The 26,087-nt window shown below is 69.8% G+C and carries 26 protein-coding genes; 16 read left to right on the top strand and 10 right to left on the bottom strand.

Annotation, left to right across the window (positions count from 1 at the left end):
• Positions 1–13: 13 nt before the first annotated feature.
• From AC1RL8_RS19910 to AC1RL8_RS19900, 3 genes are read left to right on the top strand one after another with little or no spacing between them, the layout of a single operon-like run.
• Entirely contained in the window at positions 14–1,627 is a 1,614-nt protein-coding gene (locus tag AC1RL8_RS19910) for a gamma-glutamyltransferase family protein (protein WP_492685737.1), read from the top strand.
• A gap of 21 nt (positions 1,628–1,648) precedes the next feature.
• A complete protein-coding gene (locus tag AC1RL8_RS19905) occupies positions 1,649–2,602 on the top strand; it encodes a DMT family transporter (RefSeq protein ID WP_095743893.1) in 954 nt (317 codons plus the stop codon).
• A 43-nt stretch (positions 2,603–2,645) separates the two neighbouring features.
• On the top strand, positions 2,646–3,437 hold the full coding sequence (locus tag AC1RL8_RS19900; protein ID WP_492685738.1) for an SDR family oxidoreductase: 792 nt from the start codon (positions 2,646–2,648) through the stop codon (positions 3,435–3,437).
• A gap of 19 nt (positions 3,438–3,456) precedes the next feature.
• On the opposite strand, the gene AC1RL8_RS19895 is transcribed toward AC1RL8_RS19900, so the two are convergent.
• On the bottom strand, positions 3,457–4,368 hold the full coding sequence (locus AC1RL8_RS19895) for a DMT family transporter (RefSeq protein ID WP_492685739.1): 912 nt from the start codon (positions 4,366–4,368) through the stop codon (positions 3,457–3,459).
• 109 nt (positions 4,369–4,477) lie between these two features.
• Between AC1RL8_RS19895 and AC1RL8_RS19890 the strand changes: the two genes are divergently transcribed.
• The gene (locus AC1RL8_RS19890; protein ID WP_307696304.1) at positions 4,478–5,464 is read left to right on the top strand and encodes a quinone oxidoreductase family protein; all 987 of its coding nucleotides are present in this window, start codon (positions 4,478–4,480) and stop codon (positions 5,462–5,464) included.
• Between the two features lie 109 nt (positions 5,465–5,573).
• Positions 5,574–5,996 carry a response regulator gene (locus tag AC1RL8_RS19885; protein WP_492685740.1) on the top strand — a complete coding sequence of 141 codons (423 nt, stop codon included), beginning with the start codon at positions 5,574–5,576 and terminating at the stop codon, positions 5,994–5,996.
• Here the strand turns inward: AC1RL8_RS19885 and AC1RL8_RS19880 are convergent.
• A complete protein-coding gene (locus AC1RL8_RS19880; RefSeq protein ID WP_095949393.1) occupies positions 5,956–6,882 on the bottom strand; it encodes a LysR family transcriptional regulator in 927 nt (308 codons plus the stop codon). The genes AC1RL8_RS19885 and AC1RL8_RS19880 overlap by 41 nt on opposite strands.
• Positions 6,883–6,952: 70 nt before the next feature.
• Between AC1RL8_RS19880 and AC1RL8_RS19875 the strand changes: the two genes are divergently transcribed.
• The 3 genes from AC1RL8_RS19875 to AC1RL8_RS19865 all read left to right on the top strand — a co-directional run bounded on the left by AC1RL8_RS19875 (position 6,953) and on the right by AC1RL8_RS19865 (position 10,156).
• Positions 6,953–7,960 (top strand): bile acid:sodium symporter family protein, encoded by a 1,008-nt coding sequence (locus AC1RL8_RS19875; protein ID WP_492685741.1) that lies wholly within the window; start codon positions 6,953–6,955, stop codon positions 7,958–7,960.
• 157 nt (positions 7,961–8,117) lie between these two features.
• Complete coding sequence (locus tag AC1RL8_RS19870) at positions 8,118–9,278, top strand: porin (protein ID WP_492685742.1); 1,161 nt, start codon at positions 8,118–8,120, stop codon at positions 9,276–9,278.
• Between the two features lie 269 nt (positions 9,279–9,547).
• Positions 9,548–10,156 (top strand): ATP-binding protein, encoded by a 609-nt coding sequence (locus AC1RL8_RS19865; RefSeq protein WP_492685743.1) that lies wholly within the window; start codon positions 9,548–9,550, stop codon positions 10,154–10,156.
• On the opposite strand, the gene AC1RL8_RS19860 is transcribed toward AC1RL8_RS19865, so the two are convergent.
• Positions 10,145–11,101, bottom strand: coding sequence for a LysR family transcriptional regulator (locus AC1RL8_RS19860; RefSeq protein ID WP_492685744.1), 957 nt, complete (start codon positions 11,099–11,101; stop codon positions 10,145–10,147). The two genes, AC1RL8_RS19865 and AC1RL8_RS19860, sit on opposite strands and share 12 nt — an antisense overlap.
• Before the next feature lie 149 nt (positions 11,102–11,250).
• Between AC1RL8_RS19860 and AC1RL8_RS19855 the strand changes: the two genes are divergently transcribed.
• The gene (locus AC1RL8_RS19855) at positions 11,251–12,129 is read left to right on the top strand and encodes a pirin family protein (RefSeq protein WP_139700109.1); all 879 of its coding nucleotides are present in this window, start codon (positions 11,251–11,253) and stop codon (positions 12,127–12,129) included.
• A 27-nt stretch (positions 12,130–12,156) separates the two neighbouring features.
• Here the strand turns inward: AC1RL8_RS19855 and ureG are convergent, their stop codons facing one another.
• The 3 genes from ureG to ureE all read right to left on the bottom strand — a co-directional run bounded on the left by ureG (position 12,157) and on the right by ureE (position 14,246).
• Complete coding sequence (gene ureG / locus AC1RL8_RS19850) at positions 12,157–12,807, bottom strand: urease accessory protein UreG (protein WP_095949388.1); 651 nt, start codon at positions 12,805–12,807, stop codon at positions 12,157–12,159.
• 21 nt (positions 12,808–12,828) lie between these two features.
• Entirely contained in the window at positions 12,829–13,500 is a 672-nt protein-coding gene (locus AC1RL8_RS19845) for an urease accessory protein UreF (protein ID WP_492685745.1), read from the bottom strand.
• A 140-nt stretch (positions 13,501–13,640) separates the two neighbouring features.
• Positions 13,641–14,246 carry an urease accessory protein UreE gene (ureE, locus tag AC1RL8_RS19840; protein ID WP_492685746.1) on the bottom strand — a complete coding sequence of 202 codons (606 nt, stop codon included), beginning with the start codon at positions 14,244–14,246 and terminating at the stop codon, positions 13,641–13,643.
• A 71-nt stretch (positions 14,247–14,317) separates the two neighbouring features.
• On the opposite strand from ureE, the gene AC1RL8_RS19835 reads away from it, so the two are divergent.
• From AC1RL8_RS19835 to AC1RL8_RS19820, 4 genes are all read left to right on the top strand, one after another.
• A complete protein-coding gene (locus AC1RL8_RS19835) occupies positions 14,318–14,545 on the top strand; it encodes an AbrB/MazE/SpoVT family DNA-binding domain-containing protein (RefSeq protein ID WP_095743901.1) in 228 nt (75 codons plus the stop codon).
• On the top strand, positions 14,542–14,946 hold the full coding sequence (locus AC1RL8_RS19830) for a type II toxin-antitoxin system death-on-curing family toxin (RefSeq protein ID WP_492685747.1): 405 nt from the start codon (positions 14,542–14,544) through the stop codon (positions 14,944–14,946). The genes AC1RL8_RS19835 and AC1RL8_RS19830 overlap by 4 nt, the downstream gene beginning before the upstream one ends.
• 133 nt (positions 14,947–15,079) lie before the next feature.
• On the top strand, positions 15,080–16,018 hold the full coding sequence (locus AC1RL8_RS19825) for an AraC-like ligand-binding domain-containing protein (protein ID WP_492685748.1): 939 nt from the start codon (positions 15,080–15,082) through the stop codon (positions 16,016–16,018).
• Between the two features lie 152 nt (positions 16,019–16,170).
• Complete coding sequence (locus AC1RL8_RS19820; protein ID WP_492685749.1) at positions 16,171–17,571, top strand: amidase; 1,401 nt, start codon at positions 16,171–16,173, stop codon at positions 17,569–17,571.
• A 4-nt stretch (positions 17,572–17,575) separates the two neighbouring features.
• Here the strand turns inward: AC1RL8_RS19820 and ureC are convergent, their stop codons facing one another.
• The 4 genes from ureC to AC1RL8_RS19800 are packed head-to-tail and all read right to left on the bottom strand — an operon-like array spanning position 17,576 to position 20,539.
• A complete protein-coding gene (ureC, locus tag AC1RL8_RS19815; protein WP_062482937.1) occupies positions 17,576–19,294 on the bottom strand; it encodes an urease subunit alpha in 1,719 nt (572 codons plus the stop codon).
• A 3-nt stretch (positions 19,295–19,297) separates the two neighbouring features.
• Positions 19,298–19,603, bottom strand: coding sequence for an urease subunit beta (locus AC1RL8_RS19810; RefSeq protein WP_492685750.1), 306 nt, complete (start codon positions 19,601–19,603; stop codon positions 19,298–19,300).
• Between the two features lie 7 nt (positions 19,604–19,610).
• A complete protein-coding gene (locus tag AC1RL8_RS19805; RefSeq protein ID WP_492685751.1) occupies positions 19,611–20,207 on the bottom strand; it encodes a HupE/UreJ family protein in 597 nt (198 codons plus the stop codon).
• A 29-nt stretch (positions 20,208–20,236) separates the two neighbouring features.
• On the bottom strand, positions 20,237–20,539 hold the full coding sequence (locus tag AC1RL8_RS19800; RefSeq protein ID WP_062474548.1) for an urease subunit gamma: 303 nt from the start codon (positions 20,537–20,539) through the stop codon (positions 20,237–20,239).
• A 78-nt stretch (positions 20,540–20,617) separates the two neighbouring features.
• On the opposite strand from AC1RL8_RS19800, the gene AC1RL8_RS19795 reads away from it, so the two are divergent.
• The 3 genes from AC1RL8_RS19795 to AC1RL8_RS19785 all read left to right on the top strand — a co-directional run bounded on the left by AC1RL8_RS19795 (position 20,618) and on the right by AC1RL8_RS19785 (position 26,074).
• Positions 20,618–24,268 carry a hybrid sensor histidine kinase/response regulator gene (locus AC1RL8_RS19795; RefSeq protein ID WP_492685752.1) on the top strand — a complete coding sequence of 1,217 codons (3,651 nt, stop codon included), beginning with the start codon at positions 20,618–20,620 and terminating at the stop codon, positions 24,266–24,268.
• 20 nt (positions 24,269–24,288) lie between these two features.
• Positions 24,289–25,296 (top strand): response regulator transcription factor, encoded by a 1,008-nt coding sequence (locus tag AC1RL8_RS19790; RefSeq protein WP_159275059.1) that lies wholly within the window; start codon positions 24,289–24,291, stop codon positions 25,294–25,296.
• Between the two features lie 85 nt (positions 25,297–25,381).
• Positions 25,382–26,074 (top strand): PA4824 family protein, encoded by a 693-nt coding sequence (locus tag AC1RL8_RS19785; protein ID WP_492685753.1) that lies wholly within the window; start codon positions 25,382–25,384, stop codon positions 26,072–26,074.
• Positions 26,075–26,087: the final 13 nt, after the last annotated feature.

Raw genomic sequence — 26,087 nt, 5'->3', positions numbered from 1 at the left:
AGAGCACGCCGACATGAACTTCGACTTCAACAATCCCTACCTCTCGACCCGCCTCCCGGTCTTCGCGCGCAACGTGGTCGCGACCTCGCACCCGCTGGCCGCGCAGGCGGGCCTGCGCATCCTGCAGCAGGGCGGCAACGCGGTCGATGCGGCCATTGCCACGGCCGCCGTGATGACGCTGGTCGAGCCCGTGAGCAACGGCCTGGGCAGCGACGCCTTCTGCATCCTGTGGGACGGCAAGGAACTGCACGGCCTGAACGCCTCGGGCCCCGCGCCGAAGGCCTGGACGCCCGCGTACTTCAAGGCCAAGTACGGCGCCGACGCCGCCACGCCGCCGATGCGCGGCATCGACTCGGTCACGGTGCCGGGCGCGGTGCGCGGCTGGGTCGCGATGAGCGAGCGTTTCGGCAAGCTGCCTTTCGCCGACCTGATGGCGCCCGCCATCGACATCGCCGAGCGCGGCTACCTCGTGCCGCCGGTGGTGCAGGGCAAGTGGGCGGCGGCCACGCCGATCCTGCAGTCGCAGCCCGGCTTTGCGCAGGCCTTCCTGCCCTGGGGCCGCGCGCCCGAGGTCGGCGAGCTGTTCCGCTTCACCGCGGCGGCCCGCGCGCTCAAGGCCATCGCCCGCACCAAGGGCGAGGCCTACTACAACGGCGAGATCGCCGAGGCCATCGCCAAGTTCTCGCAAGAACAGGGCGGCGCGCTCACCGTGGCCGACATGGCGGCCTACCAGCCCGAGTGGGTCAAGCCCATCTCGCGCGACTACCGCGGCCACACGCTGCACGAGATCCCGCCGAACGGCCAGGGCATTGCGGCGCTGATCGCGCTGGGCATCCTCGAGAAGTTCGACATCGCCTCGCTGCCGGTCGACTCCGTGCAGTCGCAGCACCTGCAGATCGAAGCCATGAAGCTGGCCTTCGCCGACGTGTACCGCTACGTGTCGGAGCCATCGTCGATGACGGTGACCCCCGCGCAAATGCTCGATGACGCCTACCTGGCTTCGCGTGCGAGACTCATCGACGTGAACAAGGCGCAGGACTTCAAGGCCGGCAACCCGGTCAAGGGCGGCACCATCTACCTCACCGCGGCGGACGAGAGCGGCATGATGGTGAGCTTCATCCAGAGCAACTACATGGGCTTCGGCTCGGGCTGCGTCGAGCCGGAGTTCGGCATCAGCCTGCAGAACCGAGGCCACGGCTTCAGCCTCAAGGCCGAGAGCCCGAACGTGGTGGCGCCGGGCAAGCGCCCGTTCCACACCATCATCCCGGCCTTCCTCACCAAGGACGGCCAGCCGGTGATGAGCTTCGGCGTGATGGGCGGCAACATGCAGCCGCAGGGCCACATGCAGACGCTGGTGCGCATGCTCGACTACGGCCAGAACCCGCAGGCTGCGTGCGATGCGCCGCGCTGGCGCTTCAACGCGGGGCTCGAGATCAACGTCGAGGCCGCGATGAATGCCAATACGTTGCAAGGGCTGCGCGACCTGGGCCACCACCTCGAGGTGATCAACGACTCCTACCAGGACTTCGGCGCCGGCCAGTTCATCTGGCGCGCGGGCGAGCCTTCGGTGGAAGGCTACGTGGCCGCGAGCGACCCGCGCCGCGACGGCCTCGCTGCAGGCTACTGAGGATCAAGGGATGATCGGGGGATGAACAAGACAGCCGCATCGGTCGGCATTCCCCCGCACGGACACGAGGCCGCCCGCAAGGGCTACGCCACCGGCCTCGTCCTTGCCACGCTGGGCGCCATCGCGTTCAGTGGCAAGGCCATCATCGTCAAGCTGGCGTACCGCTACGGCGTCGACGCCATCACGCTCATCATGCTGCGCATGCTCTTCGCGCTGCCGCTGTTCGCGCTGATGGCGTGGTGGGCCGGACGCGGCAAGCCCGCGCTCACGACGCGCGACTGGCTCGGCATCCTCGGGCTCGGCTTCTCGGGCTACTACCTCGCGAGCTTTCTCGACTTTGCCGGGCTGGCCTACATCTCGGCCAGCTTCGAGCGGCTGATTCTTTACCTCAACCCCACGCTGGTGCTGTTCTTCGGCTGGCTGCTGTACCGGCGCCGCCCAACGCGCCCGCAGGTGGTCGGCATGGTCGTGAGCTACGCCGGCGTGCTGCTGGTGTTCGGCCACGAGCTGTGGACCGGCGGCGACGGCAAGGGCGGCGGCGCGGCCGCATGGGGCGCGTTCCTCGTGTTCCTGAGCGCGGTGAGCTACGCGGGCTACCTTGTGTACAGCGGCGAGTTCGTCAAGCGGCTGGGCTCGCTGCGGCTCGTGGGGCTGGCGACCACCGTGGCCTGCGTGCTGTGCATCCTGCAGTTCGTGCTGACGCGGCCGATGAGCGCGGCGATGGCGGTGGCGCCCGAGGTGATCTGGCTGTCGGTGCTCAACGCCACGCTGTGCACGGCTGTGCCTGTCCTCATGGTGATGATGGCCATCGAGCGCATCGGCCCCGCCATTGCGGCGCAAACCGGCATGATCGGACCCCTGTCGACCATCCTCATGGGGGTGGTCATACTGGGTGAGCCGTTCACCGCGTGGATCGCGGCCGGCACGGTGCTCGTCATCGCGGGCATCTTCGTTTTCACACGCAAGGGGCGTTAGCCGTCCTTGCAACATCGATCGATCGATCGACTGGAGCAAACACATGGATCTGGGCATTGCAGGCAAGACCGCGCTGGTGTGCGGCGCGAGCAAGGGGTTGGGCTACGGCTGCGCCGAGGCGCTGGTGCGCGAAGGCGTCAACGTGGTGATCGTGGCGCGCGGCGCCGAGGCGCTCGACGCGGCTGCGAAGCAGCTGGTGGCGGTGGCCGGGCCGTCGGGTCCGTTCGTCAAGCAGGTGGCGGCCGACATCACCACCGAAGCCGGCCGCGCGGCCGTGTTCGCGCTGGGCCACGACTTCGACATCGTCGTCACCAACGCCGGCGGCCCGCCGCCCGGCGACTTCCGCAACTGGGACCGCGAGGCGTGGATCAAGGCGGTCGACGCCAACATGCTCACGCCCATCGAGCTCATCAAGGCCACGGTCGATGGCATGGCGAAACGCGGCTTCGGCCGCATCGTCAACATCACGTCGAGCTCGGTGAAGTCGCCGATCGACATCCTGGGCCTGTCGAACGGCGCGCGCAGCGGCCTCACGGGCTTCGTGGCCGGCGTGGCGCGCACGTCGGTGGCGGCGCAGGGCGTGACCATCAACAACCTGCTGCCGGGCTCCTTCGAGACCGACCGCCTCAAGGGCACGATGGCCGGCGCGGCGCAGAAGTCGGGCCAGGATTTCGACACCGTGTGGGAAGCGCGCAAGAAGAACATTCCGGCCAAGCGCTTCGGCAACCCGGCCGAGTTCGGTGCGATCTGCGCGTTCCTGTGCAGCATGCAGGCCGGCTACATGACCGGCCAGAACGTGCTCGCCGACGGCGGCGCGTACCCCGGAACGTACTGACCCACACAGCGGCGCGCGTTCAGCGCCGCGACGACACCACGATCCCGCCCACGATCAGCACGAAGGCGGCGCCGTGGTACCAGTACGGCGCCTCGCCGAGGAAGGCCGCCGACAGCACGGCCGCGAACAGCGGCGTGAGGTTCATGAAGATGCTCGCCGCCTGCGGGCCCGCGCGTTGCACGCCGGTGCCCCAGCAGCGGTAGGCCAGCACGGCGGGGCCGATGCCGATGAACAGCATCGCCGCAATGAGCGGCCAGCCCAGGTCGAGGTGGGCGGGCGTGAACGTCCACTCGCCGGCGGCCAGCGCGCCCGACCACGCCACGCCGAAAACCAGCTGCGCCATCAGGAAGGCAGCCCAGTCGCTGCGCACGTCGGCGGGCTCGTGCGTGCGCGCCAGCAGCCAGCTGTAGAAGGCCCAGGCGATGGTGCCCGCGATCATGTACAGGTCGCCCGGCACCAGCCGCAGCGCCAGCAGCTGCTGCCACTCGCCGCGGCTCAGCACCAGCAGCACGCCCAGCATCGACAGCAGCGCGCCGCCCAGCGCGCGCCGGCTGACGCGCGCGCCGAAGCACAGCGTGCCCACGGCCAGCATCCACAGCGGCAGGCTGGAGCCCACCAGCGTGACGTTGATCGGCGTGGAGGTCTGCAGCGCCAGGTACTGGAAGGCGTTGTACAGGCCGATGCCCAGCAGGCCCAGCAGCGCATAGCGCCGCCAGTGCGCCCACAGCGGACTGTCGCGGCGCAGCACCCAGGCCGCCAGCGGCAGCAGCAGCACGAACGCGATCACCCAGCGCACGAAGTTCAGCGTCAGCGGCGACACCAGCGCGCGCACCAGCCGGCCGACCACCGCATTGCCGGCCCACAGCAGCGGCGGCACGGTGAGGAGCAGGGCGGTGAGGGGCGTGAGGCGGTGGTGCGATGCGGACGACATGGCCGCCGACTCTACCGGGCCCGCGCAGTGTCCGTGGCCCGTCGAGAAATGGTCAAACGTGGCACGATGCCCGTCCCATTCTTTTTTCCCCTGCGTGGAGACAGCAACGATGTTGAGCAAAGCCGTCCGTATCGACCGCCACGGCGGTCCCGAGGAACTGAAGGTCGTCGAGGTCGAGGTGGGCGAGCCCGGCCCCGGCGAGATCCGCATCCGCCACAAGGCCGTGGGCCTGAACTTCATCGACACCTACCAGCGCACCGGTCTGTACCCGTTCCAGATGCCGCTGCAGCTGGGCATGGAAGCCTCGGGCATCGTCGAGGCGGTGGGCGAGGGCGTGACGCACCTGAAGGTGGGCGACCGCGCCGCCTACGCGAGCCAGCCGCCCGGCGCCTACTGCGAGCTGCGCGTGATGCCGGCCAAGTGCGTGTGCAAGCTGCCCGACGACATCTCCTTCGAGACCGGCGCGGCCATGATGCTCAAGGGCCTCACTGCGCAGTACCTGCTGAAGAAGACGCTGCCCGCCGAAGGCCTGCAGCCCGGCGACTTCGTGCTGTTCCATGCGGCGGCCGGCGGTGTCGGCCTCATCGCCTGCCAGTGGGCCAAGGCGCTCGGCCTGCAGCTCATCGGCACGGCCGGCAGCGACGCCAAGTGCCAGCTCGCGCTGGCGCACGGCGCGGCGCACGCCATCAACTACAGCACCGAGAACTTCGCGGCGCGCGTGAAGGAGATCACCGGCGGCCAGGGCGTGAAGGTGGTGTACGACTCGGTGGGCAAGGACACCTTCGAAGGCTCCGTCGACAGCCTGCGCCCCTTCGGCCTGCTGGCGATCTTCGGCAACGGCTCGGGCCCGGTGCCGCCGGTCAACCTCGGCCTGCTGGCCTCGAAGGGCTCGCTCTACGTGACGCGCCCGACGCTGTTCACGCACATCGCCACGCGCGAGCGCACGCAGGCCATGGCCGACGACCTGTTCGCCGTGGTGCAAAGCGGCGCGGTGAAGATCCCGATCGACCAGCGCTACGCCCTGGCCGACGTGCAGCAGGCGCACCGCGACCTCGAGGCGCGCAAGACCACGGGCTGCACGATCCTCACGCTCTGAACCGGCGCAGTGGCCGGCGGGTGATGTCCTACGCGCGGTGGGGTGTCACACCTTCGACTTGTGGCGGGCGCAATTTGTAGCCTGCACTTGTCCCTTTGCAGAGCCCGCCATGACCACCGTCCGCGCCTTCATCGTCGAAGACAACCCCGCCCAGCGCGCCAGCCTGGCGGGCACGCTGCGCGAGATGGCGCGCATCGATCCGGTCGGCCAGGCCGAATCGGAGGCCGAGGGCACGCGCTGGCTCACGCGCAACCCGGCGCTGTGGGACCTAGCCATCGTCGATCTGTTTTTGGGCGACGGCACCGGCTTCAGCGTGCTCGAGGCCTGCCGCAACCGCGACCCGAAGCAGAAGATGGTGGTGCTCAGCAACCACGCCACGCCCGAGACGCGCCGCAAGTGCGCGCAACTCGGCGCCGACGCGGTGTTCGACAAGGCCACCGAGGTCGAGGAGCTGATCGACTTCTGCGTGCGCCAGCGGCAGGAGCGCTTCTTCAGCGCGCCTTCGTCGGCGGCGCCGCGGGCGCCTCACTGAGCGCCGCCGTCTCGCGCACCATGCGCCAGACCCGCTGCGCCAGCGGCGACAGCTCGCGGTTGCGGCGCCGGATCAGCATGATCGCGCGCTGCACGTTCGGCACCAGCGGGCGCACCACCAGCCGCGCCAGCCCTTCGGGCGGCAGCGACAGCCCCGGCATCACGCTGATGCCGATGCCGGCCTCGACCATGCGGAACACGGTGGTCGCATGGCCCAGCTGCTGCTTCACGTCGCAGCGCGCGCCGTGCCGCTCCAGCGCCTGGTCGATGAGTCGCCGGCTGCCCGAGGCGTGATCGAGCAGCACCAGCGGCTGGCCGTCGAGCGCCGACCAGTTCACCGAGGCCTTCTTTTCCGTCAACCGGTGGCCGGGCAGCGTGACCACCATGAAGGGATCGGCGAGGATCGATTCGCAGTGCAGGTCGTCGGCCTCGGAGGGTTCGATCACCACGCCGAAGTCGACCTCGCCGCTGCGCACGCTGTCCAGCACGTCCTGCTGGATGCGGTCGAGCAGCAAGAACTGGATGCCCGGCGCCTGCACCGCGCAGGCCGCGATGCAGTCGGGCATGAGGTTGGCCGAGAGCGTGGGGCTGCTGGCCACGCGCACCTTGCCGCCGCGCGCGCTGGCCAGGCCGGCCACGTCCTGCAGGGTCTGGTCGAGTTCGTCGAGCACGCGGTCGAGCCGGGCCGCGAACGAGTGGCCGGCTTCGGTCAGCACCACCTCGCGCGTGGTGCGGTCGAGCAGCTTGAGGCCGAGCTGGGCCTCGAGCTCCGAGATCGAGCGGCTCACCGCCGGCTGGCTCAGGCCGACCTGGTCGCCGGCACGGCTGAAGTTGCGGCCCTCGGCCACCGAGCGGAAGACGCGGAGTTGGCGCAGCGTGACGTTCATGCGCTCAAATCATATATCCATCCGATAAATCCATTTCTCTTTTGAATGGCCGAAAGGTCCAATGCAGGCCATGGCACGTTCACGCTTTCTTCCCGACAACTTCACGCTCACGCTCGTCGCGGTCGTCACCCTGGCCAGCCTGCTGCCCGCCAGCGGCCGCGTGGCCCATTTCTTCGAGGGCCTGACCACGGTCGCGATCGGGCTGCTGTTCTTCCTGCACGGCGCCAAGCTGTCGCGCGAGGCGATCCTCGCGGGCATCACGCATTGGCGGCTGCACCTGCTGGTGTTCGCCTGCACCTTCATCCTGTTTCCGCTGCTGGGGCTCGCGCTGCGGCCTGTGCTGGGCCCACTGGTGACGCCGCAGCTGTACACGGGCGTGCTGTTCCTGTGTGTGCTGCCGGCGACGGTGCAGTCGGCGATTGCTTTCACTGCGATGGCGCGGGGGAACATGCCGGCCGCCATCTGCAGCGCTTCGGCCTCGACCCTGCTGGGCGTGTTCATCACGCCGGTGCTGGTGAGCCTGGTGGTGCTGCCTGAAGGCGGCGCGGTGGCGTCGTCTTCGTCGCTCGATGCGATCGGTCGCATCCTGCTGCAGCTGCTGGTGCCGTTCGTCATCGGCCACCTGTCGCGTCCGTTGATCGGCAAGTGGATCCAGAAGCGCGCAGCGGTGCTGAAGTTCGTGGACCAGGGCTCGATCCTGCTGGTGGTCTACACGGCGTTCAGCGCGGCGGTGATCGAAGGGCTCTGGAAGCAGATTCCCGTGAGCGCGCTGCTGGGGCTGCTGCTGGTGTGCGGCGTGTTGCTGGCGCTGGCGCTGGGCCTGACGACCTTCATGGCGCGGCGCTTCGGCTTCAACATCGAGGACGAGATCACCATCGTCTTCTGCGGCTCCAAGAAGAGCCTGGCGAGCGGGATTCCGATGGCCAAGGTGCTGTTCGCCTCGCACGCCGTCGGCGCGATCGTGCTGCCGCTGATGCTGTTCCACCAGATGCAGCTCATGGTGTGTGCGGTGCTGGCGCAGCGCTACGCACGGCGTGCGGCGCCAGCCCCGGCGCCTGCGCTGCGCACGGCTGAGTAGCCGCCCGGCGCAAGGCGTTCACGCACCGGCCGGCGCGTGAACGCAAAACAACACCCCTGAGGGGAGGGCTGGCGTCCACCAGATTCCTCCAATTTTGAACAGGACCATCCGGTCAGCGGCTCGATGAAGAGCAGCTGAAAACCCCGGAGAAACCTGAATGAAGAAATCCCTCACGGCACTCGCCGCGCTGGCCGTCACCGGCCTGGCCTCTGCCCAATCGTCGGTCACCCTGTTCGGCGTCGTCGATGCCGGCGTGAGCTACCAGAGCGCGACCTCGCGCAACCCCGTCACGGGCACCACCAGCAAGCAGAGCCAATGGAGCCTGGCCAACTCGGGCTACAACTCCAGCCGCATCGGCTTTCGCGGCACGGAAGACCTGGGCGGCGGGCTCGCCGCCAGCTTCTGGCTCGAGGCGCCGATCAGCAACGACGACGGCACCACCGGCATCGCCAACTTCAACCGCCGTTCCACCGTCAGCCTGTCGGGCGGCTTCGGCGAAGTGCGGCTGGGCCGCGACTACACGGCCACGTTCTGGAACGACACGGTGTTCGACCCGTTCGGCACCAACGGCTCGGGCTCCAGCGTGATCAACACGGTGAGCGGCAGCACCGCGCTGGGCAACACGAACTACGTGCGCGCCAGCAACATGGTCGGCTACTTCCTGCCGCCCAACCTCGGCGGCTTCTACGGCCAGCTGCAGTACAGCCTGAACGAGAACACGAAGACCAGCGCCACCGACACCGCGGCGGCCACCAGCAGCAGCGCCGGGCGCTATGTCGGCGGGCGTTTCGGTTATGCGAACGGGCCGCTGGACATCGCGCTGGCGGTGGGCCAGAACGTCGCAGCCGACACCACCACGCTCACGCGCAAGGTGCAGACCATCAACCTCGGCGCGTCGTACGACTTCGGCCCGGTCAAGCTCTTCGGCGAGCTGTCGAACGTGAAGAACAAGTTCGACCTCGCGGCACTGGGCAACAGCCATGACAGCTACAACGGCTACCTGATCGGCGCGAGCATGCCGGTGGGCGCGGGCCTGATCCGCGCGTCGTACTCGACGGTGCGCTACAACGAAGGCGCGGTCGGCGTCACGGGCGACGACCCGCGTGCGAACAAGCTCGCGATCGGCTACGTGCACAACCTGTCCAAGCGCACCGCGCTGTACGCCACCGTGGCGCGCGTGAGCAACCGCAACGACGCGAACTACACGGGCAGCCTCACGGCCGCCAGCACCACGGGCTACGGCAGCACCGGCGTGGGCTATACGGGCCTGCCGCGTTCTTCGACCGGCTACGACTTCGGCATCCGCCACGCGTTCTGATTGGCTTCCGTTCGCGTGCGGCGGCGCTGCCGGCGCACGCGAACGGGCCCTGCCGTTGAACAAGCAACGCATCGATTCACATGATCCGAATTCACCACCTCGCAGGCGTGCTGGCAGCACTCGGCCTGTCGGGCTGCATCGTTCTGCCGCCCCCTCTTTTCCCGCCCGGGCCACCGCCGGGATTTCGCGAAGGGCCCCCGCCCCGCTGTGAGGCCCCGAGCGGCTGCGCGCGGCCGGCCTTTCCTGAAACGCGCTGAGGACTGTCGACCGTGTACGGCAGTTCACTCGGCCTGGTCATTGCCACGCTCATCGGCCTCGGCCTGGCTGGCGTGCTCGCGCTGATGGGCGTGCTGTTTGTCGCCAACGCCCGCGCGGCCGTGCACGCCCGTGGCCTTGCGCAGCAGGCCCGCACGCAGCAGCGCCAGCAACTGGCGGACAGCCGCGTGCAGGACCTGCGGCCCTTGCTCGGCGCCGAGCCGGGCGATGCCACGGCGCTGCGCCTCGCGGTGGACCTGCCCGCGGAAGCGGTGCCGGTCTTCGGCATTCCATCGGAGCTGCGCGAGCTGCTGACCAAGGTGGCCGCACATGCCGCGCGCGTGATGGCGGCGGACGCGACGCTGCAGGTGCGCGCGCGCATCGAAGGCACGCAGGCCGTCGTTCACTGGCGCGACCTCGACGCAGACAGCGAACGCCCACCGCTGGCGCGCTTCTTCGACGCGCTCGACGCCGCCTCCCTGGCCAGCGCGCGCATCTGCGAGCGCATCGCGGGGCGCCACGGTGGGCGCATCTATTCGGCGCCGGACGACGGCGGCGTGCTCGGGCTGACGCTGCGTCTGCCGCTGCACGCGCCGGCGGTGGCCGCTGGATCAGTTGACTGAGGTGCGCGTCGGCGCCGATGCGGCCGATACGCCCGAAAGTTCAAGGGTCTCGAGCGCCTCGTACTCCACCGCCAGGAAGTCCACCAGCTTGCGCACCGACGGCAGCAGGCCGCGGCGCGACGGAAACACTGCGTGCACGATGCCGCTGCGCGGTGCCCATTGCGGCAGCGCGTCGACCAGGCGGCCGGCCTGCAGGTCGTCGCGCACCATCATCGTCGGCATCTTGGCCACGCCCACGCCCTGCAGGGCGGCATGGCGCAGCGCGGCCATGTCGTCGGTCACCAGGCGGGGCTGGTGGCGCACCTCGGCGCTGGCGCCGTCGGGGCCTTCGAGCGACCAGGTGTGGTGCGGCTGGGCCGGGCCGAGGTCCAGGCTGGGCAGCAGGCCGATGTCGGCGGGGCTGGCCGGCGCCGTCAGGCCTTCGAGCAGGCGCGGGTGGGCCACGAGGCGCTGCGTGCTGTGGCCCAGCACCTTCATCACGAGGTCGGTGTCCTCGAGCGGCGGAAAGCGCACGCGCAGCGCGAGGTCGAAGCCTTCGCGGATCACGTCGACGCGGCGGTTGGTGCTCTCCAGCTGCACCGTCACGCGCGGGCACTCGGTCATGAAGCGGGCGAGCATCTCGGCCACCTGGTAGTACACCAGCGCCGGCGGGCACGACAGCCGCACCAGCCCCTGCGGCTGGGCCTGCAGGCGGTCGATGGCCTCCTGCGCGGCGTCGGCCTCGACCAGCATGGCCACGCAGTGCTCGTAGTACTGGCGGCCGATGTCGGTGACGCTGAAGCGGCGCGTGGAACGCTGGATGAGGCGCACGCCCAGCCGCTCCTCGAGCAGCGCGATGCGCCGGCTCAGGCTCGACTTGGGCACGCTGAGCGCGCGGCCGGCGGGGGCAAAACCGCCATGGTCGACCACCTGGGCGTAGTAGTAGAGATCGTTCAGGTCGCGCATGGCTGGGGGCCCTCCGTGCCGTTGATCGTTCGCCAGATGGAACGATGAGGGCGAATTCTGGCATCTACTCAAAGCATCGTTGCGGCCCCATCCTTGATCCATGGCTTTCCCGTTCCGGGCGAGCCGCCAGATGGAAAGGAACACAGACCATGAAGAAGATCCTCGGCACCTACAGCGCACCGCGCCCGCACTGGGTGGGCGACGGTTTTCCCGTGCGCTCGCTGTTCAGCTACGACACGCTGGGCCGCCACGCCAGCCCCTTCTTGCTGCTCGACTACGCCGGCCCGGCCCAGTTCACGCCGACCGCACAGCCGCGCGGCGTGGGCCAGCACCCGCACCGCGGCTTCGAGACCGTGACCATCGTCTACAAGGGCGAGGTGTCGCACCGCGACTCGACCGGGCAGGGCGGCACCATCGGCCCCGGCGACGTGCAGTGGATGACCGCGGGCGCGGGCATCCTGCACGAGGAGTTCCATTCCGAAGCGTTCACGCGCGACGGCGGCGAACTCGAGATGGTGCAGCTGTGGGTCAACCTGCCCGCCAAGGACAAGATGGCCGCGCCCGGCTACCAGGCCATCGTGGATGCGCAGATTCCGTCGGTGCCGCTGCCGGAAGGCGCGGGCAGCGTGCGCGTGATCGCGGGCGACTACCTCGGCCACAAGGGGCCGGCGCACACCTTCACGCCCATCGACGTGTGGGACCTGCGCCTGAACCAGGGCGCGCAGGTGACGCTGCCAGTGCCCGAAGGCCACACGGCCGCGGTGGTGGTGCTGCGCGGCACGGTGCAGGTGAACGGCGAGACGGTCGTGCGCGACGCGCAGATGGTGCTGCTCGACCGCGCGGGCGATGCGCTCACGCTGGACGCCAACAACGACGCGGTGGTGCTGCTGCTCAGCGGCGAGCCGATCGACGAACCCATCGTCGGCCACGGCCCGTTCGTGATGAACACGCGCGACGAGATCGTGCAGGCGATGAAGGACTTCGGCAGCGGGAAGTTCGGGCAGATGCCGGAGGCCGTGGCGCACTGAGCGCCCACCGCCGCCCTGGTGGAAGAATCAGGCGGCGGTGAGCATGCCGCGCGTTTCGATGAAGGCCACCACCTCGGCGACGCCCGTGAGCGTCTTGAGGTTGGTCATCACGTAGGGGCGCTGGCGGCGCATGCGCTGGGTGTCCTGTTCCATCACGTCGAGGTTCGCGCCCACGTAGGGCGCGAGGTCGGTCTTGTTGATGACGAACAGGTCGCTCTTGGTGATGCCGGGGCCGCCCTTGCGCGGGATCTTTTCGCCGGCCGCCACGTCGATCACGTAGATGGTGAGGTCCGAGAGCTCGGGGCTGAAAGTGGCCGCGAGGTTGTCGCCGCCCGATTCGACGAACACGATGTCGGCGTCGGGAAAGTCTTCGAGCATGCGGTCGATGGCCTCGAGGTTGATCGACGCGTCTTCGCGGATCGCGGTGTGCGGGCAGCCGCCGGTTTCCACGCCCATGATGCGCTCGGCCGGCAGCGCGCCGGCCACGGTGAGTAGGCGCTGGTCTTCCTTGGTGTAGATGTCGTTGGTGATGGCGACCAGGTCGTACTTGTCGCGCATCGCCTTGCAGAGCATTTCGAGCAGGGTGGTCTTGCCCGAGCCGACGGGGCCGCCGATGCCCACGCGCAGCGGCGGGAGCTTCTTGGTGCGGTTCGGGATGTGGTGCAGGGCGGAGGTCATGGGCGAAAAGGTCCGGTTCGGTCAGCTTCGGAAGAGGCGGGAATATTGTGTTTCATGGCGGGCCGACAACACCGCCAGCAGGGGCGCGAAGGCCTGGCGCTCGTCGTCGCCCAGGGTCATCGCTCGGTCGACGGCCGCAGGAATTTCGTTCGCGAGCCGCGCCAGGATGCGCTGGCCCGCGCTCTGGCCCAGCGGCACGGCCTTGACGGCGGCGGCGACCATGTTCTCGGCCCAGCCGAAGGCGAAGGCCAGGCAGCCGTCCTGCACGGTGGCTTCGGTGCGGCTGGCGGCGAACGCGAAGGCCACGGGGTAGGTCGCGGGCAGGCCGGCGAAGACTTCGGCCGTGTCGGCATGGTGCAGCTTGAGCCACTCGACGAAGGAGCGGCCCATCTGCTCGGTCTGCAGGAAGAACTCGGCGGATTCGCGGGTGTGCAGCACCCAATCGTTGAGGGTGCGGATGCGCTGTGTGTCGCTCGCGCGCCAGGCGGTGATCGCCTGGGCTGCGAGGGCGAGGTCGCCGCGCGCGAAGCTCAGGTGCAGCTGGTCGGAGAGCCACTCGGTGGCACTGGCTTCGGAATGGATGCCGGCCCATTCGACTGCGGCCTCGACGCCTTCGGAGTACGAGAAGCCGCCGACCGGCAGGGCGGGGGAGGCGAGCCAGATGAGCTGGAGGAGGCTGTGCGGGGTTGGCATTTTTCAGCGCTGTGGTTCAGGGCGCGTGCGCAGGCCACCGGGTACTTCCCTCCGCGAATGTCCCCCGGCCTGCGGCCTCCTCCTTGATTTCGCTGCGGGAAGCACCCAGTGTCCTGCGCACGGGAAGGCCGTCGTTCATTTCAGTGCGAGTGGCCGTGATCGTCGTCGAGCAGTTCGGGGGCGAGCACGAGGGGCTTCGGGCCGCTGCTGTGCGAGTGCCCGTGGTCGTGACTGTGGTCGTGACTGTGGTCGTGGCCGTGATCATGGCTGTGGCCGCCATGCGAATGCCCCTGCGCGCCGTACGCGCCGCCTTCGGGCTCGAAGGCTTCTTCGACGGCCACGACGATCAGGTGCATCGAACGCAGCATGTCGGCCAGCACGTGGTCGGGTTCGATCTTCAGGTGGTCGGGCTTGAGCTCGATCGGCACATGCCGGTTGCCCAGGTGGTAGGCCGCGCGCGTCAGGTCGAAGGGCGTGCCGTGGGCGGTGCAGTGCGTGATGCGCAGCACGGGCTGCGGCGCCGCGATCACGCGCACCAGCGAGCCGTCTTCCGCCACCAGCACGTCGCCGCCGCGCACCGCGGTGCCGCGCGGCAGGAAGATGCCGATCTGCCGGCCCTGCGAGTCGGTGGCGTCGAAACGGCTTTTCTGGCGCACGTCCCAATCGAGTTCGATGGTGGCGGCACGCTTGAGCAGCACGGGCGCGAGACCGCGGCCCTGGGGCATGAGTTTGTTGGCGGTGAGCATGGCGGGTTGCGACTCCAGATGAGGCGGAATAATATAACGCTTGTTATAACTTTTGCTCGTGGGAGTCCGCCATGTCCGCACTCAAACTGACCCAGATCGGCAACTCGGTCGGCGTCATCCTGCCCAAGGAGGTGCTGGCCAGCATGAAGGTCGGCAAGGGCGACACGGTCTACCTCACGCAGGCCGCGGGTGGCGGCTTCACGCTCACGCCGTACGACGACGCCTTCGAACGCCAGATGGAGGCGGCGCGGCGCGTCATGAAGAAGCGACGCAACGTGCTGCGCGAGCTGGCGAAATGAGCGCGGCCAACCAGGCCTGGGTCTGGCTCAGCCTGCAGTTGATCCATGCGGTGCATGAAGAGCAGCTGGCCGAGCATGGCGGGCCGGCGGGCGTGCGCGACGAGGGTTTGCTGGCCTCGGCCATGGGCCGACCGCAGAACCGCGCGCTGTACGAATCGCCCGATGCCGCCACGCTGGCCGCCGCCTACGCCTTCGGCATTGCGCGCAACCACCCCTTCACGGACGGCAACAAGCGAACCGCTTTCGTCGCGATGGAAGTGTTCCTCGACCTCAATGGCTTCGAGTTGGTGGCGTCCGACCACGACTGCGTACTCATCACGCTGAAGCTCGCCGAAGGCGGGCTGGACGAAGACGCGCTCGCCCAGTGGATTCGCGAGCACCTGGCGCCATGCAACGACTGAAGTGGCGCGCGCGGCGCGGGTGAGTGAAAACGCAGGCATGGGCACGGTGCAACAAGGGTTCTTCCTCCCGTAGCAAGTACCGGGCCCCGCGCAGGGCTTGCCTGCGCGCCCCATCCGCCCCAGCATCCGCGTCATGAACAGCCTGGCCTACCTGACGACCGACGTCGCGACCCCGCTGCGTTTCGACTACTGGCACGACGTCGTGTGCCGCCACTGCATTCCCGCGGCCAGCCGTGCGATGACGGCCGAGCCGTTCGAAGGGCGGCTCGATGTGCGCGAGGTGGGCGCGGTCAGCGTCAACCGCATGTCGGCGCCGATGCATCACTGGTCGCGCGACGCGCCCCACCTGCGCCAGCATCCGCTGGACGACCTGTGGCTGGCGTTCGTGCAGGAGGGCGAGGGCACCTTGGTGCAAGGCGGGCGGCAGGGGCGGCTGCGCAGCGGCGACATGCTGCTCTACGACGCCGGCCGGCCCTTCGAATGCACGCTGGACGCGCGCTCGGTCTACCTGGCGCGCATGCCGCGCCGGCTGCTGCTGCGGCGTTTCGCGAAGGCCGAGGACTTCACCGCCCGCACCATCGCCGCGGACCGCCCCGGCGCGGCGCCGCTGCACGCGATGCTGCGGGAGACGGCGAACCCGGCCTTTGCGCAACCGCATTCCGCCGCCGCCGAGCGCTTCGGCGGCGCGCTCATCGACCTGCTGGCCGTGACGCTCGAGCTGCAGCAGGACATGGCTGGCGACGCCGGCGCCGAGCGCGGCCTGCATGCGCGCATGACGGCCTACATCGAACGCCACCTGGACGATCCGGCGCTCTCGCTCGACACGTTGGCGCAGGCGCACCACGTCTCGGCGCGCACCGTGGCCCGTGCGTTCGCGCGCCAGGGCGAGACGGCGATGGGCGCGGTCTGGCAGGCGCGTCTCGCAGCCAGCCGCGAGGCGCTGGTGGGCGGGCGCGCGCACAGCGTGACCGACGTCGCGTTCCAGCACGGGTTTTCCGACCTGTCGCATTTCAGCCGGGTCTTCCGCAAGGCCTACGGCTGCGCGCCGCACACGCTGCTGAAGCCGCGCTGAGCGCCGCGCGCGGGGTGTCCGCCCCAGCACAAGTGCATGTCCGAAAGAGACCAGCGCGGGCTGCCGCGCGCCGATAAGGTTCGCCCGGGGTGGCAGCTTCGCCACTTGGATTCGGACCTTCTTTCTCAACCCTACACACGCGGGAGTCAGTCATGGCGGACAAGGAATTGCATCATCTCGAACTGCTGGAAGTCGGCCGGCAGATCCAGTCGCGCGAGCGCTCGTCGGAAGAGGTCACGCGCGCCATGCTCGCGCGCATCGAGGCCGTCGACGGCCGCTTGCGCAGCTACGCGACGCGCATGGACGCGCAGGCGCTCGACGAGGCACGCCGCGCCGACACCGAGATCGCCGCCGGCCGCGCGCGCGGGCCGCTGCACGGCGTGCCGCTGGCCGTGAAGGACCTGCTGTGGACCGAGGGCGTGCCGAGCGCGCACGGCATGACGATCCACAAAGCGTTCCGTCCGACGGAAGACGCGACCGTGGTGCACCGCCTGCGCGAGGCCGGCGCGGTGATCCTGGGCAAGCTGCAGCAGACCGAAGGCGCCTTCGCCGACCACCATCCGCAGATCGCGTCGCCGGTCAACCCATGGGACGCCACGCTGTGGCCCGGCGTGTCGTCCAGCGGCTCGGGCGTGGCCACGGCGGCGGGGCTGTGCTTCGGCGCGTTGGGCACCGACACGGGTGGATCGATCCGCTTTCCGTCGGCGGCCAACGGCATCACGGGCCTGAAGCCGACGTGGGGACGGGTGAGCCGCCACGGCGCCTTCGAACTCGCCGCCTCGCTCGACCACATCGGCCCGATGACGCGCAGCGCCGCCGATGCGGGCGCGATGCTGGCGGCCATCGCCGGTGCCGACCCGCGCGACCCGACGGCCAGCACGCTGCCGGTGCCCGACTACCTGGCGACGATGACGCGCGGCCTGGCCGGCCTGCGCGTGGGCATCGACCCCGCCTGGACGCTGGACCGCGTGGACGCCCCCACGCGCGCCACGCTGGCGGCTGCGATCCGCACGGTCGAATCGCTGGGCGCCTCGGTGCGCGAGGTGGTGTTTCCCGACACGACACAGGCGGTGCTCGACTGGTCGCCGCTGTGCGCGGTCGAGACCGCCGTGGCGCACGAGGCCACCTACCCGTCGCGGCGCGATGAGTACGGCCCGGGCCTCTCGGGGCTGATCGACCTGGGCCTGTCGCAAAGCGCCACCGACTACCAGAAGCTGCTGCTGCGCCGCGCCGATTTCACCGGCCGCGTGCGCACGTTCTTCGAACAGGTCGACCTGCTGCTGATCCCGGCCATTCCCTTCGCGGCGCCGACGCTCGAGCGTGCCGGCCAGCTCGGCGTGGACCCGGAGCTGCTGGCGGGCATGCTGCGCTACACCTGCCCGTTCGACCTCACGGGCAGCCCCACGCTCACCTTGCCGGGTGGCGCCACCGAGGCGGGCGTGCCGGTGGCCTTCCAGTTCGTGGCGCCGCACTTCGGCGAGGACCTGCTGGTGCGCGCGGGATGGGCGTTCCAGCGGGCGACCGACTGGCACCGCCGGCATCCCGCGGTCTGAGTCTTCAGAACAGGAAGTAGCGCTGCGCCATCGGCAGCACCTTGGCCGGCTCGCAGGTCAGCAGCTGGCCGTCGGCGCGCACGGCATAGGTCTGCGCGTCGATCTCCATCTTCGGCGTGTAGCCGTTGTGAATCAGGTCCTGCTTGCGCACGTTGCGGATGTTCTTCACCGCGCTCAGGTGCTTGCTCAGGCCGTAGCGCTCCTTGATGCCCGCGGCCAGCCCGGCCTGCGAGACGAAGGTCAGCGAGCTCTTGGCGAGCGAGCCGCCGTAGGCGCCGAACATCGGCCGGAAGTGCACCGGCTGCGGCGTGGGAATCGACGCGCTGGGATCGCCCATCGCGGCCATCGCGATGGTGCCGCCCTTGATGATGGTGAAGGGCTTCACACCGAAGAAGGCCGGCTTCCAGACCACGAGGTCGGCCCACTTGCCGACTTCGATGGAGCCCACCTCGTGCGCGATGCCGTGCGCGAGGGCCGGGTTGATCGTGTACTTGGCCACGTAGCGCCGCGCGCGGAAGTTGTCGTTGCGCTCGCTGTCCTCGGGCAGCGTGCCGCGCTGCTGCTTCATCTTGTGCGCGGTCTGCCAGGTGCGGATGACCACCTCGCCGACACGGCCCATGGCCTGGCTGTCGGAGCTGAACATGCTGATCGCGCCCAGGTCGTGCAGCACGTCTTCGGCGGCGATGGTTTCCTTGCGGATGCGCGACTCGGCAAAGGCCAGGTCTTCGGCGATGCCGGCGTCCAGGTGGTGGCACACCATGAGCATGTCGACGTGCTCGTCGAGCGTGTTCACGGTGTAGGGCATCGTCGGGTTGGTCGACGAGGGCAGGAAGTTCGCCTCGCCCACCACGCGCAGGATGTCGGGCGCATGGCCGCCGCCCGCGCCCTCGGTGTGGAAGGCGCAGATGGCGCGCCCGCCCACGGCGGCGATGGTGTTCTCGACGAAGCCCGATTCGTTCAGCGTGTCGCTGTGGATCGCCACCTGCGTGTCGGTGGCGTCGGCCACGTCCAGGCAGTTGCTGATGGCCGAAGGCGTGGTGCCCCAGTCTTCGTGCAGCTTCAGGCCCATGACGCCGGCCTCGATCTGCTCGTGCAGCGCGTCGGGCAGGCTGGCGTTGCCCTTGCCGAGGAAACCCAGGTTCATCGGGAACGCGTCGGCCGCCTGCAGCATGCGCTCGATGTGCCACGGGCCGGGCGTGGCGGTGGTCGCGAAGGTGCCGGTGGCCGGGCCGGTGCCGCCGCCGAGCATGGTCGTCACGCCCGAGGCCAGCGCTTCCTCGATCTGCTGCGGGCAGATGAAGTGGATGTGGCTGTCGATGCCGCCCGCGGTGACGATGGTGCCCTCGCAGCTGATGATCTCAGTGCCCGGGCCGATGACGATGTCCACGCCCGGTTGCACGTCAGGGTTGCCGGCCTTGCCGATGGCGGCGATGCGCCCGTCCTTCAGGCCGATGTCGGCTTTCACGATGCCCCAGTGGTCGAGGATGAGGGCGTTGGTCATCACCGTGTCGACGGCGCCCTGCGCGCGCGTGCGCTGCGACTGCGCCATGCCGTCGCGGATCGTCTTGCCGCCGCCGAACTTCACCTCTTCGCCGTAGCCGCCGGCGCGCAGCGTGTAGTCGGCCTCCACTTCGATCAGCAGGTCGGTGTCCGCAAGGCGGACCCGGTCGCCCACGGTGGGGCCGAAGATTTCTGCGTAGGCGCGTCGCCCGATGGTGGCCATGTTTTAGAGCTTTCCTTGAACCAGGCCGCGAAAGCCGTAGACGATGCGATCGCCCGAGAAGTCGACCAGCTCGACGGTGCGTTGCTGCCCCGGCTCGAAGCGCACCGCGGCGCCCGAGGCGATGTTCAGCCGCATGCCGCGCGCGGCGGCGCGGTCGAAGTCGAGGGCGCCGTTGGTCTCGGCAAAGTGGTAGTGCGAGCCGACCTGGATCGGCCGGTCGGCCGTGTTGCGCACCACCAGCGTGAGGGCGCGGCGGCCGGGGTTGAGCGTGTGCTCGCTGTCGTCGGTGAGGAGTTCGCCGGGCGTCATGGCCGCCTCAGATTGCCTGGGCCAGCAGCGTGGCGCCGAGGGCGACGACGGCAGCGCCGGCCACGCGGGGCAGCCAGGCGTTGGCATGGCGCAGCGCCCAGCCCAGCGCGATGCCGGCCGCGTGCAGCAGCAGCGTGGCGCTGACCATGCCGGCCAGCGTGAGGGCCGCGCCGTGCTCGCCCGCCAGCTCGTGGCCGTGCGCCACGCCATGGAAGACGGCGAACAGGCCCACGACGGCCATGGCGACGCCGGCCGGCAGGTGCACGCGCGTGGCGACCAGCAGGCCCAGCACCAGCAGCGAGGTGGCAATCATCGGCTCCACCGCCAGCAGCTGCACACCGGCCAGGCCGGCCAGCGCGCCCGCGAGCAGCATGCCCGCGAAGGCCAGCGGCGCCCACAGCAGGTCGGGCCAGGCGCGGCGCGCGACCAGCGCGCTCCACAGGCCGACCGCGACCATCGCCGCGAGGTGGTCCGCGCCGGTCAGCGGGTGCATGAAGCCGGCGGTGAAGCCGTGGTGCACGCCGCCGTCGACGCCGGTGTGGGCACTGGCGGCCAGCGGCAGGAGGAGGGCGGCGAGCAGGGCGGAAGTCTTTGCGAAGCGCATGGAGGGATCTTTCTTCTTGTGGCGGAGGTTCAGACGATCGGCTGGTGGACGGTCACGAGCTTGGTGCCGTCGGGAAAACTGGCCTCGACCTGGATGTCGGGAATCATCTCGGCGATGCCGTCCATCACGTCGGCGCGGGTGAGCACGCTGCGGCCCTCGCTCATCAGCTCGGCGACGCTCTTGCCGTCGCGGGCGCCTTCCATCACGGCGGCGGTGATCAGCGCGACGGCTTCCGGGTAGTTGAGCTTGAGCCCGCGTGCCTTGCGGCGCTCGGCCAGCAGCGCGGCCGTGAAGATCAGCAGCTTGTCTTTTTCGCGCGGGGTCAGTTCCATGGCGGGGGTGGGGTCGGGTGGCGGTCGGTGATTATGGGCAAGGCTGTCTCTTTGCAACAGTCGTGCCCTGTTCGCCAAATGCCGTACCCGGTGGCACGGAAGCTGCACCGAAACGGTGTGAATTCCGCCGAACCACCTCTCCTGACCGACGACGCTCCCCAGCGCATCGTCAAGGTGCGGCGCGACTACAACAGCTGGGTCGCGAGCGAAACGCTGGAGGACTACGCGCTGCGCTACACGCCGCAGCGCTTTCGCAAATGGTCCGAATGGCGGGTGGCCAACACGGCGTTCGGGGCGGCCTCGTTCCTGGTGCTGGAGGCGGTCGGCGCGACGCTGCTGGTGCAGTACGGCTTTGCCAACGCCTTCTGGGCGATCCTGGTCACGGGGCTCATCATCTTCCTGGCAGGCCTGCCGATCAGCGTGTACGCGGCGCGCTACGGCGTCGACATGGATTTGCTCACGCGCGGCGCGGGCTTCGGCTACATCGGCTCCACGCTCACCTCGCTGATCTACGCGAGCTTCACCTTCATCTTCTTCGCGCTCGAGGCGGCCGTGATGGCCTATGCGCTCGAGCTGGCGCTGGGCATTCCGCCGGTGTGGGGCTACCTGGTGTGCGCGCTGGTGGTGATTCCGCTGGTCACGCACGGGGTGTCGGTGATCAGCCGGCTGCAGCTGTGGACACAGCCGCTGTGGCTGCTGATGCTGGTGGTGCCCTTTGTCTTCGTGCTCGTGCGCGATCCTGGTGCGTTCGCGGGCATCACGCACTACGGCGGGGCGAAGTCGGGCGCGCAAGGATTCAACTTGCACCTGTTCGGTGCCGCGCTGACGGTCGGCATCGCGCTCATCACGCAGATGGGCGAGCAGGCCGACTACCTGCGCTTCATGCCGGCGCGCACCGCGGGCACGGCGCGCCGCTGGTGGGCCGGCGTGCTGGCGGGGGGGCCGGGCTGGGTGGTGCTGGGCGTGGTCAAGATGCTGGGCGGGGCGGCGCTGGCCTATCTGGCGATCACGCACATGGTGCCGGTCGAGCGCGCGGTCGATCCGAACCAGATGTACCTGGCGGCCTACGAGTACGTGTTCCCGAACTACGGCTGGGCGGTGGCGGCGACGGCGCTGTTCGTGGTGGTCTCACAGCTGAAGATCAACGTGACGAACGCCTATGCGGGTTCGCTGGCCTGGAGCAATTTCTTCTCGCGCGTGGCGCACAGCCACCCGGGGCGCGTGGTGTGGGTGGTGTTCAACGCGCTCATCGCCTTCATGCTGATGGAGATGAACGTGTTCGAGGCGCTGGGCGACGTGCTCGGCCTCTTCGCCAACATCGCCATCGCCTGGATGATGGCCGTGGTGGCCGACCTGGTCGTCAACAAGCCGCTGGGGCTGTCGCCGCCGGGCATCGAGTTCAAGCGCGCGCACCTGTGGGACATCAACCCGGTGGGCGTGGGCGCGATGGCGCTGGCGTCGGTGCTGTCGATCACGGCGCACCTGGGTGTGTTCGGGCCGCTGGCGCAGGCCTTCTCGGCGCTCATTGCGCTGGGCACGGCGCTGGTCGCGTCGCCGCTGCTGGCGTGGGCCACGGGTGGCAAGTATTACCTCGCGCGCACTTCCGACGCGGGCGGCTCGGTGCTGTTCGCGCCGGCCGCGGGCGGGCGCAAGGTGCGCTGGGCGCGGGTCGAGCCGTCGCCGGACGAAGGCGGCAGCTACCAGCGCCTGAAGGTGCAGCACTGCGTGATCTGCGAGCGCGAGTACGAAGGCCCCGACATGGCGCACTGCCCGGCCTACCAGGGCGCGATCTGCTCGCTGTGCTGCACGCTCGACGCGCGCTGCGGCGACCTGTGCAAGCCGCACGCGAGCCTGTCCGCGCAGTGGTCCGCCGTGCTGCGCTGGCTGCTGCCGCGCCGCAGCTGGCGCTACCTGGACACGGGGCTCGGGCATTTCCTGCTGCTGATGCTGGTCATCGTGCCGCTGCTGGCGGTGGTGTTCGGCGTGCTCTACCAGCAGGAGCTGCGGGCCTTGAGCGAAGGCGCGCTCGCGCTGGCGGCGCAGGCCGACGTGGGCGGGGCGCTGGTCGCGGTGCAGCAGGCGTCGCTGCGCTCGGGCTTTCTCAAGGCCTACATGGCGCTGCTGGTCATCGCGGGCATCGTCGCGTGGTGGCTGGTGCTGGCGCACCAGAGCCGCAAGGTGGCGCAGGAAGAATCGAACCGGCAGACCCACCTGCTGGTGCGCGAGATTGCGCTGCACCGCGAGACCGACCGCGCGCTGCAGGACGCGAAGCAAAGCGCCGAAGAGGCCCGCGAGATCGCCGAGCACGCCAAGCTCGCGGCCGACCAGGCGCGGCGCGCGGCGGACCTCGCGAACCAGGCCAAGAGCCGCTACATCAGCGCCATCAGCCACGAGCTGCGCACGCCGCTCAACAGCATCCTGGGCTACGCGCAGCTCATGGGCGAAGACCACTCGGTGCCGCCGCACCGCCAGCAGGCGGTGGCCGTCATCAAGCGCGGCGGCGAGCACCTGCTGTCGCTCATCGAGGGCACGCTGGCCATCGCCCACATCGAGGCCGGCAAGCTCACGCTCGATGCGCGGCCGATGCGCTTTGCCGATGCGATGCGCGAGCTGGCCGACATGTTCGAGCTGCAGGCGGCCGAGAAGGGCCTGCGCTTTCGCTTCGAGGCGGCCGGTGCGTTGCCCGACGTGGTGCGCGCCGACGAAAAACGCGTGAGCCAGATCCTCATCAACCTGCTGGGCAACGCGATCAAGTTCACGGCGGCGGGGCAGGTGACCTTGCGCATTTCGTACGCACGCGAGTTCGCTGCCATCGAGATCGAGGACACCGGGCCGGGCATGACGGCGGCCGACATCGAGCGCATCTTCGAGCCCTTCGCGCGCGGCCACGCGGCGGTGTCGTCGGCGCCGGGCGCGGGCTTGGGCCTGACCATCGCGAAGATGCTGACCGACCTGATGGGCGGCGAGATGAAGGTGCGCAGCACGCCGGGCGAGGGCTCGCTGTTCTGCGTGCGGCTGTTCCTGCCGCGCGTGCACGAGGCGGTGGCGGGCAGCGCGCGCGTTGCGCCGGCACCGCGCGCGCGGCGCGGCTACGAGGGCGCGCGGCGGCGCCTGCTGGTGGTCGACAACGAGGAGGCCGACCGCGAGCTGCTGGGCCATGTGCTCGCGCCGCTGGGCTTCGAGCTGCGCAGCGCAGCCAGCGGGCACGATGCGCTGGACCTCATCGCCGCCGGCTACCGGCCCGACGCCATGTTCGTCGACCTCGCGATGCCCGGCATCGACGGCTGGGAGACCATCCGCCGCGCGCGCAAGCTGGGGCTGGCCGATGCGTCGGTGGCCATCGTCTCGGCCAACGCCTTCGACAAGGGCCTGGACAACGACGTGGGCATTGCGCCCGAAGATTTCTTCGTCAAGCCCGTGCGCCACACCGAACTGCTCGACTGGCTGGAGCGCCGGCTCGCCCTGCAGTGGACCGACACCGCCGCGCGGCCCGCGCCCGCCGTGGCGGCGCCGCGCGCGATGCAGCCGCCGTCGCTGGCGCGCCTGCGCGCGCTCGACGAGGCCGTGGGCCTGGGCTACTTCCGGGGCATCATGAACCAGCTCGACGACATCGACGCCGCGCAGCCCGAGTGCGCCGCGTGGACCGAGGCCCAGCGCGCGCTGGCCCGCCAGTTCCAGTTCGAAGCCATGGGCCGCGCGCTGGCCGAGGCCGCCGAGGGCGCCGCATGACTCTCTTGTCTCCATCGACCATGCCCGCTTCACCGCTTGCCCGCACGCTGCGTGAGCAGCAGGGCGCCCACGGCGACCTGGTGCTGATCGTCGACGACGTGCCCGACAACCTCGCCGTGCTGCACGACGCGCTCGACGAATCGGGCTACACCGTGCTCATCGCCACGAACGGCGAGCAGGCGCTGCAGCGCGCCGCGCAGGCACGCCCCGACATCGTGCTGCTCGACGCCATGATGCCGGGCATCGACGGCTTCGAGGTGGCGCGCCGGCTCAAGGCCGATGCGGCCACCGCGCACATTCCCATCGTGTTCATGACGGGCCTCACCGAAACCGAGCACCTCGTGGCCGCGCTCGAGGCGGGCGGGGTCGACTACGTCACCAAGCCGATCAAGCCGAAGGAGGTGCTGGCGCGCATGAACGTGCACCTGCAGGGCGCCCGCCGCGCGCGGCAGGAGGCGCACCAGGCCGGGCAGGCACGCAATGCGCTCGACGCCTTCGGCTACGCGAGCATCACGGTGCGGCTGCCCGAGGGGCGGCTGATCTGGCAGACGGCGCTGGCGCGCGACCTGCTGGCGCGCTACTGCGAAACGCAGGCGCCCGAGACGCCGCCGGCCGTGCTCGGCTGGCTGCGCCAGCACGCGCCCGACGCCCGCGCGCGCGGCATCGAGCCGCCCGCGCTGGTGATCGCGCAGGGCGCGCGCAGCCTGAGCCTGCGGCTGCACCGCCAGACCGGCGAGGACGACGCCGGCGACGAATGGATGATCGTCATGCGCGAGGTGTCCGACACCGCCGTGATCGAAGCCATGAGCCTGAGCCTGAAGCTCACGGCGCGCGAGGCCGAGGTGCTGTACTGGGTGGTCAAGGGCAAGACCAACAAGGACATCGGCGAGATCCTCGGCAGCAGCCCGGCCACCGCCAAGAAACACCTGGAGCGCGTGTACGTGAAGCTGGGCGTGGAGACGCGCACGGCAGCGGCCGGCGTGGCGATCAAGCGCATCCGCGAGCTGCAGCCGCAGTTCGAACTCTGAAGGGTGGGGGGATGGCGTTGCCGCGTCATGGCGCGGACTTTCCGGCTTCCTAGAATGAGGCAGGGCTCTCCGAGGGAAGCACGAAATGAAGAACAACAACACGCGCACCGCACGCCTGCTCCTTGCCGCAGTCGCGGCGTTGCCGGGCCTGGGCGCACAGGCCGCCGGCCACTTCGATGTCGACGACGCCGGCACGCTCGATCCCGGCCAGTGCCAGTACGAAACCTGGTGGGGCCGCAGTGGCGCCGAGCCGGTCATGACGGGTTTCCATGTCGGGCCGGCCTGCCGGGTCGGGCCGGTCGAGCTGGGGCTGAACTTCGACCGGCTGTCGGCGCAGGGCGTGCATTCGGTCACGGGTGGCCCGCAACTCAAATGGACCTTTGCCGGCGCGGCCGCCGACGCGCCTTTCAGCGCCGCCGTGTCGATGGGCGCGGTGGCCGACCTGCGGCGCGGCGGTCGCTGGGGCGGCCAGTTGGTGGTGCCGCTGACCTGGCGGCCCACCGAGAGCCTGCAATTTCACGCCAACGTCGGTGCCGACTGGGCGCTGGGCACCGGCGTGCGCACGCCGCGCGGCGGCCTGGCCGTGGAGTGGGCGCTGAACGACGCGGTGTCGCTGATCGCCGAGCGCCACCGGGCCGGGGGCCTGTGGACCTCGCGCGTGGGCGGCCGCTTCAGCCTGACGCCGCTGATCAGCGTCGACATCAGCACCTCGCGCACCGGGCCGCAGGGCGTGCGCGGCGTGGTGATCGGGCTGAACCACGAATTCAGCTGGAAATAAGTGAAGGAAAACT

This window comes from Variovorax sp. GW822-FHT04E09, assembly GCF_058800845.1.
This window is presented reverse-complemented; position numbering and strand designations above follow the sequence as displayed.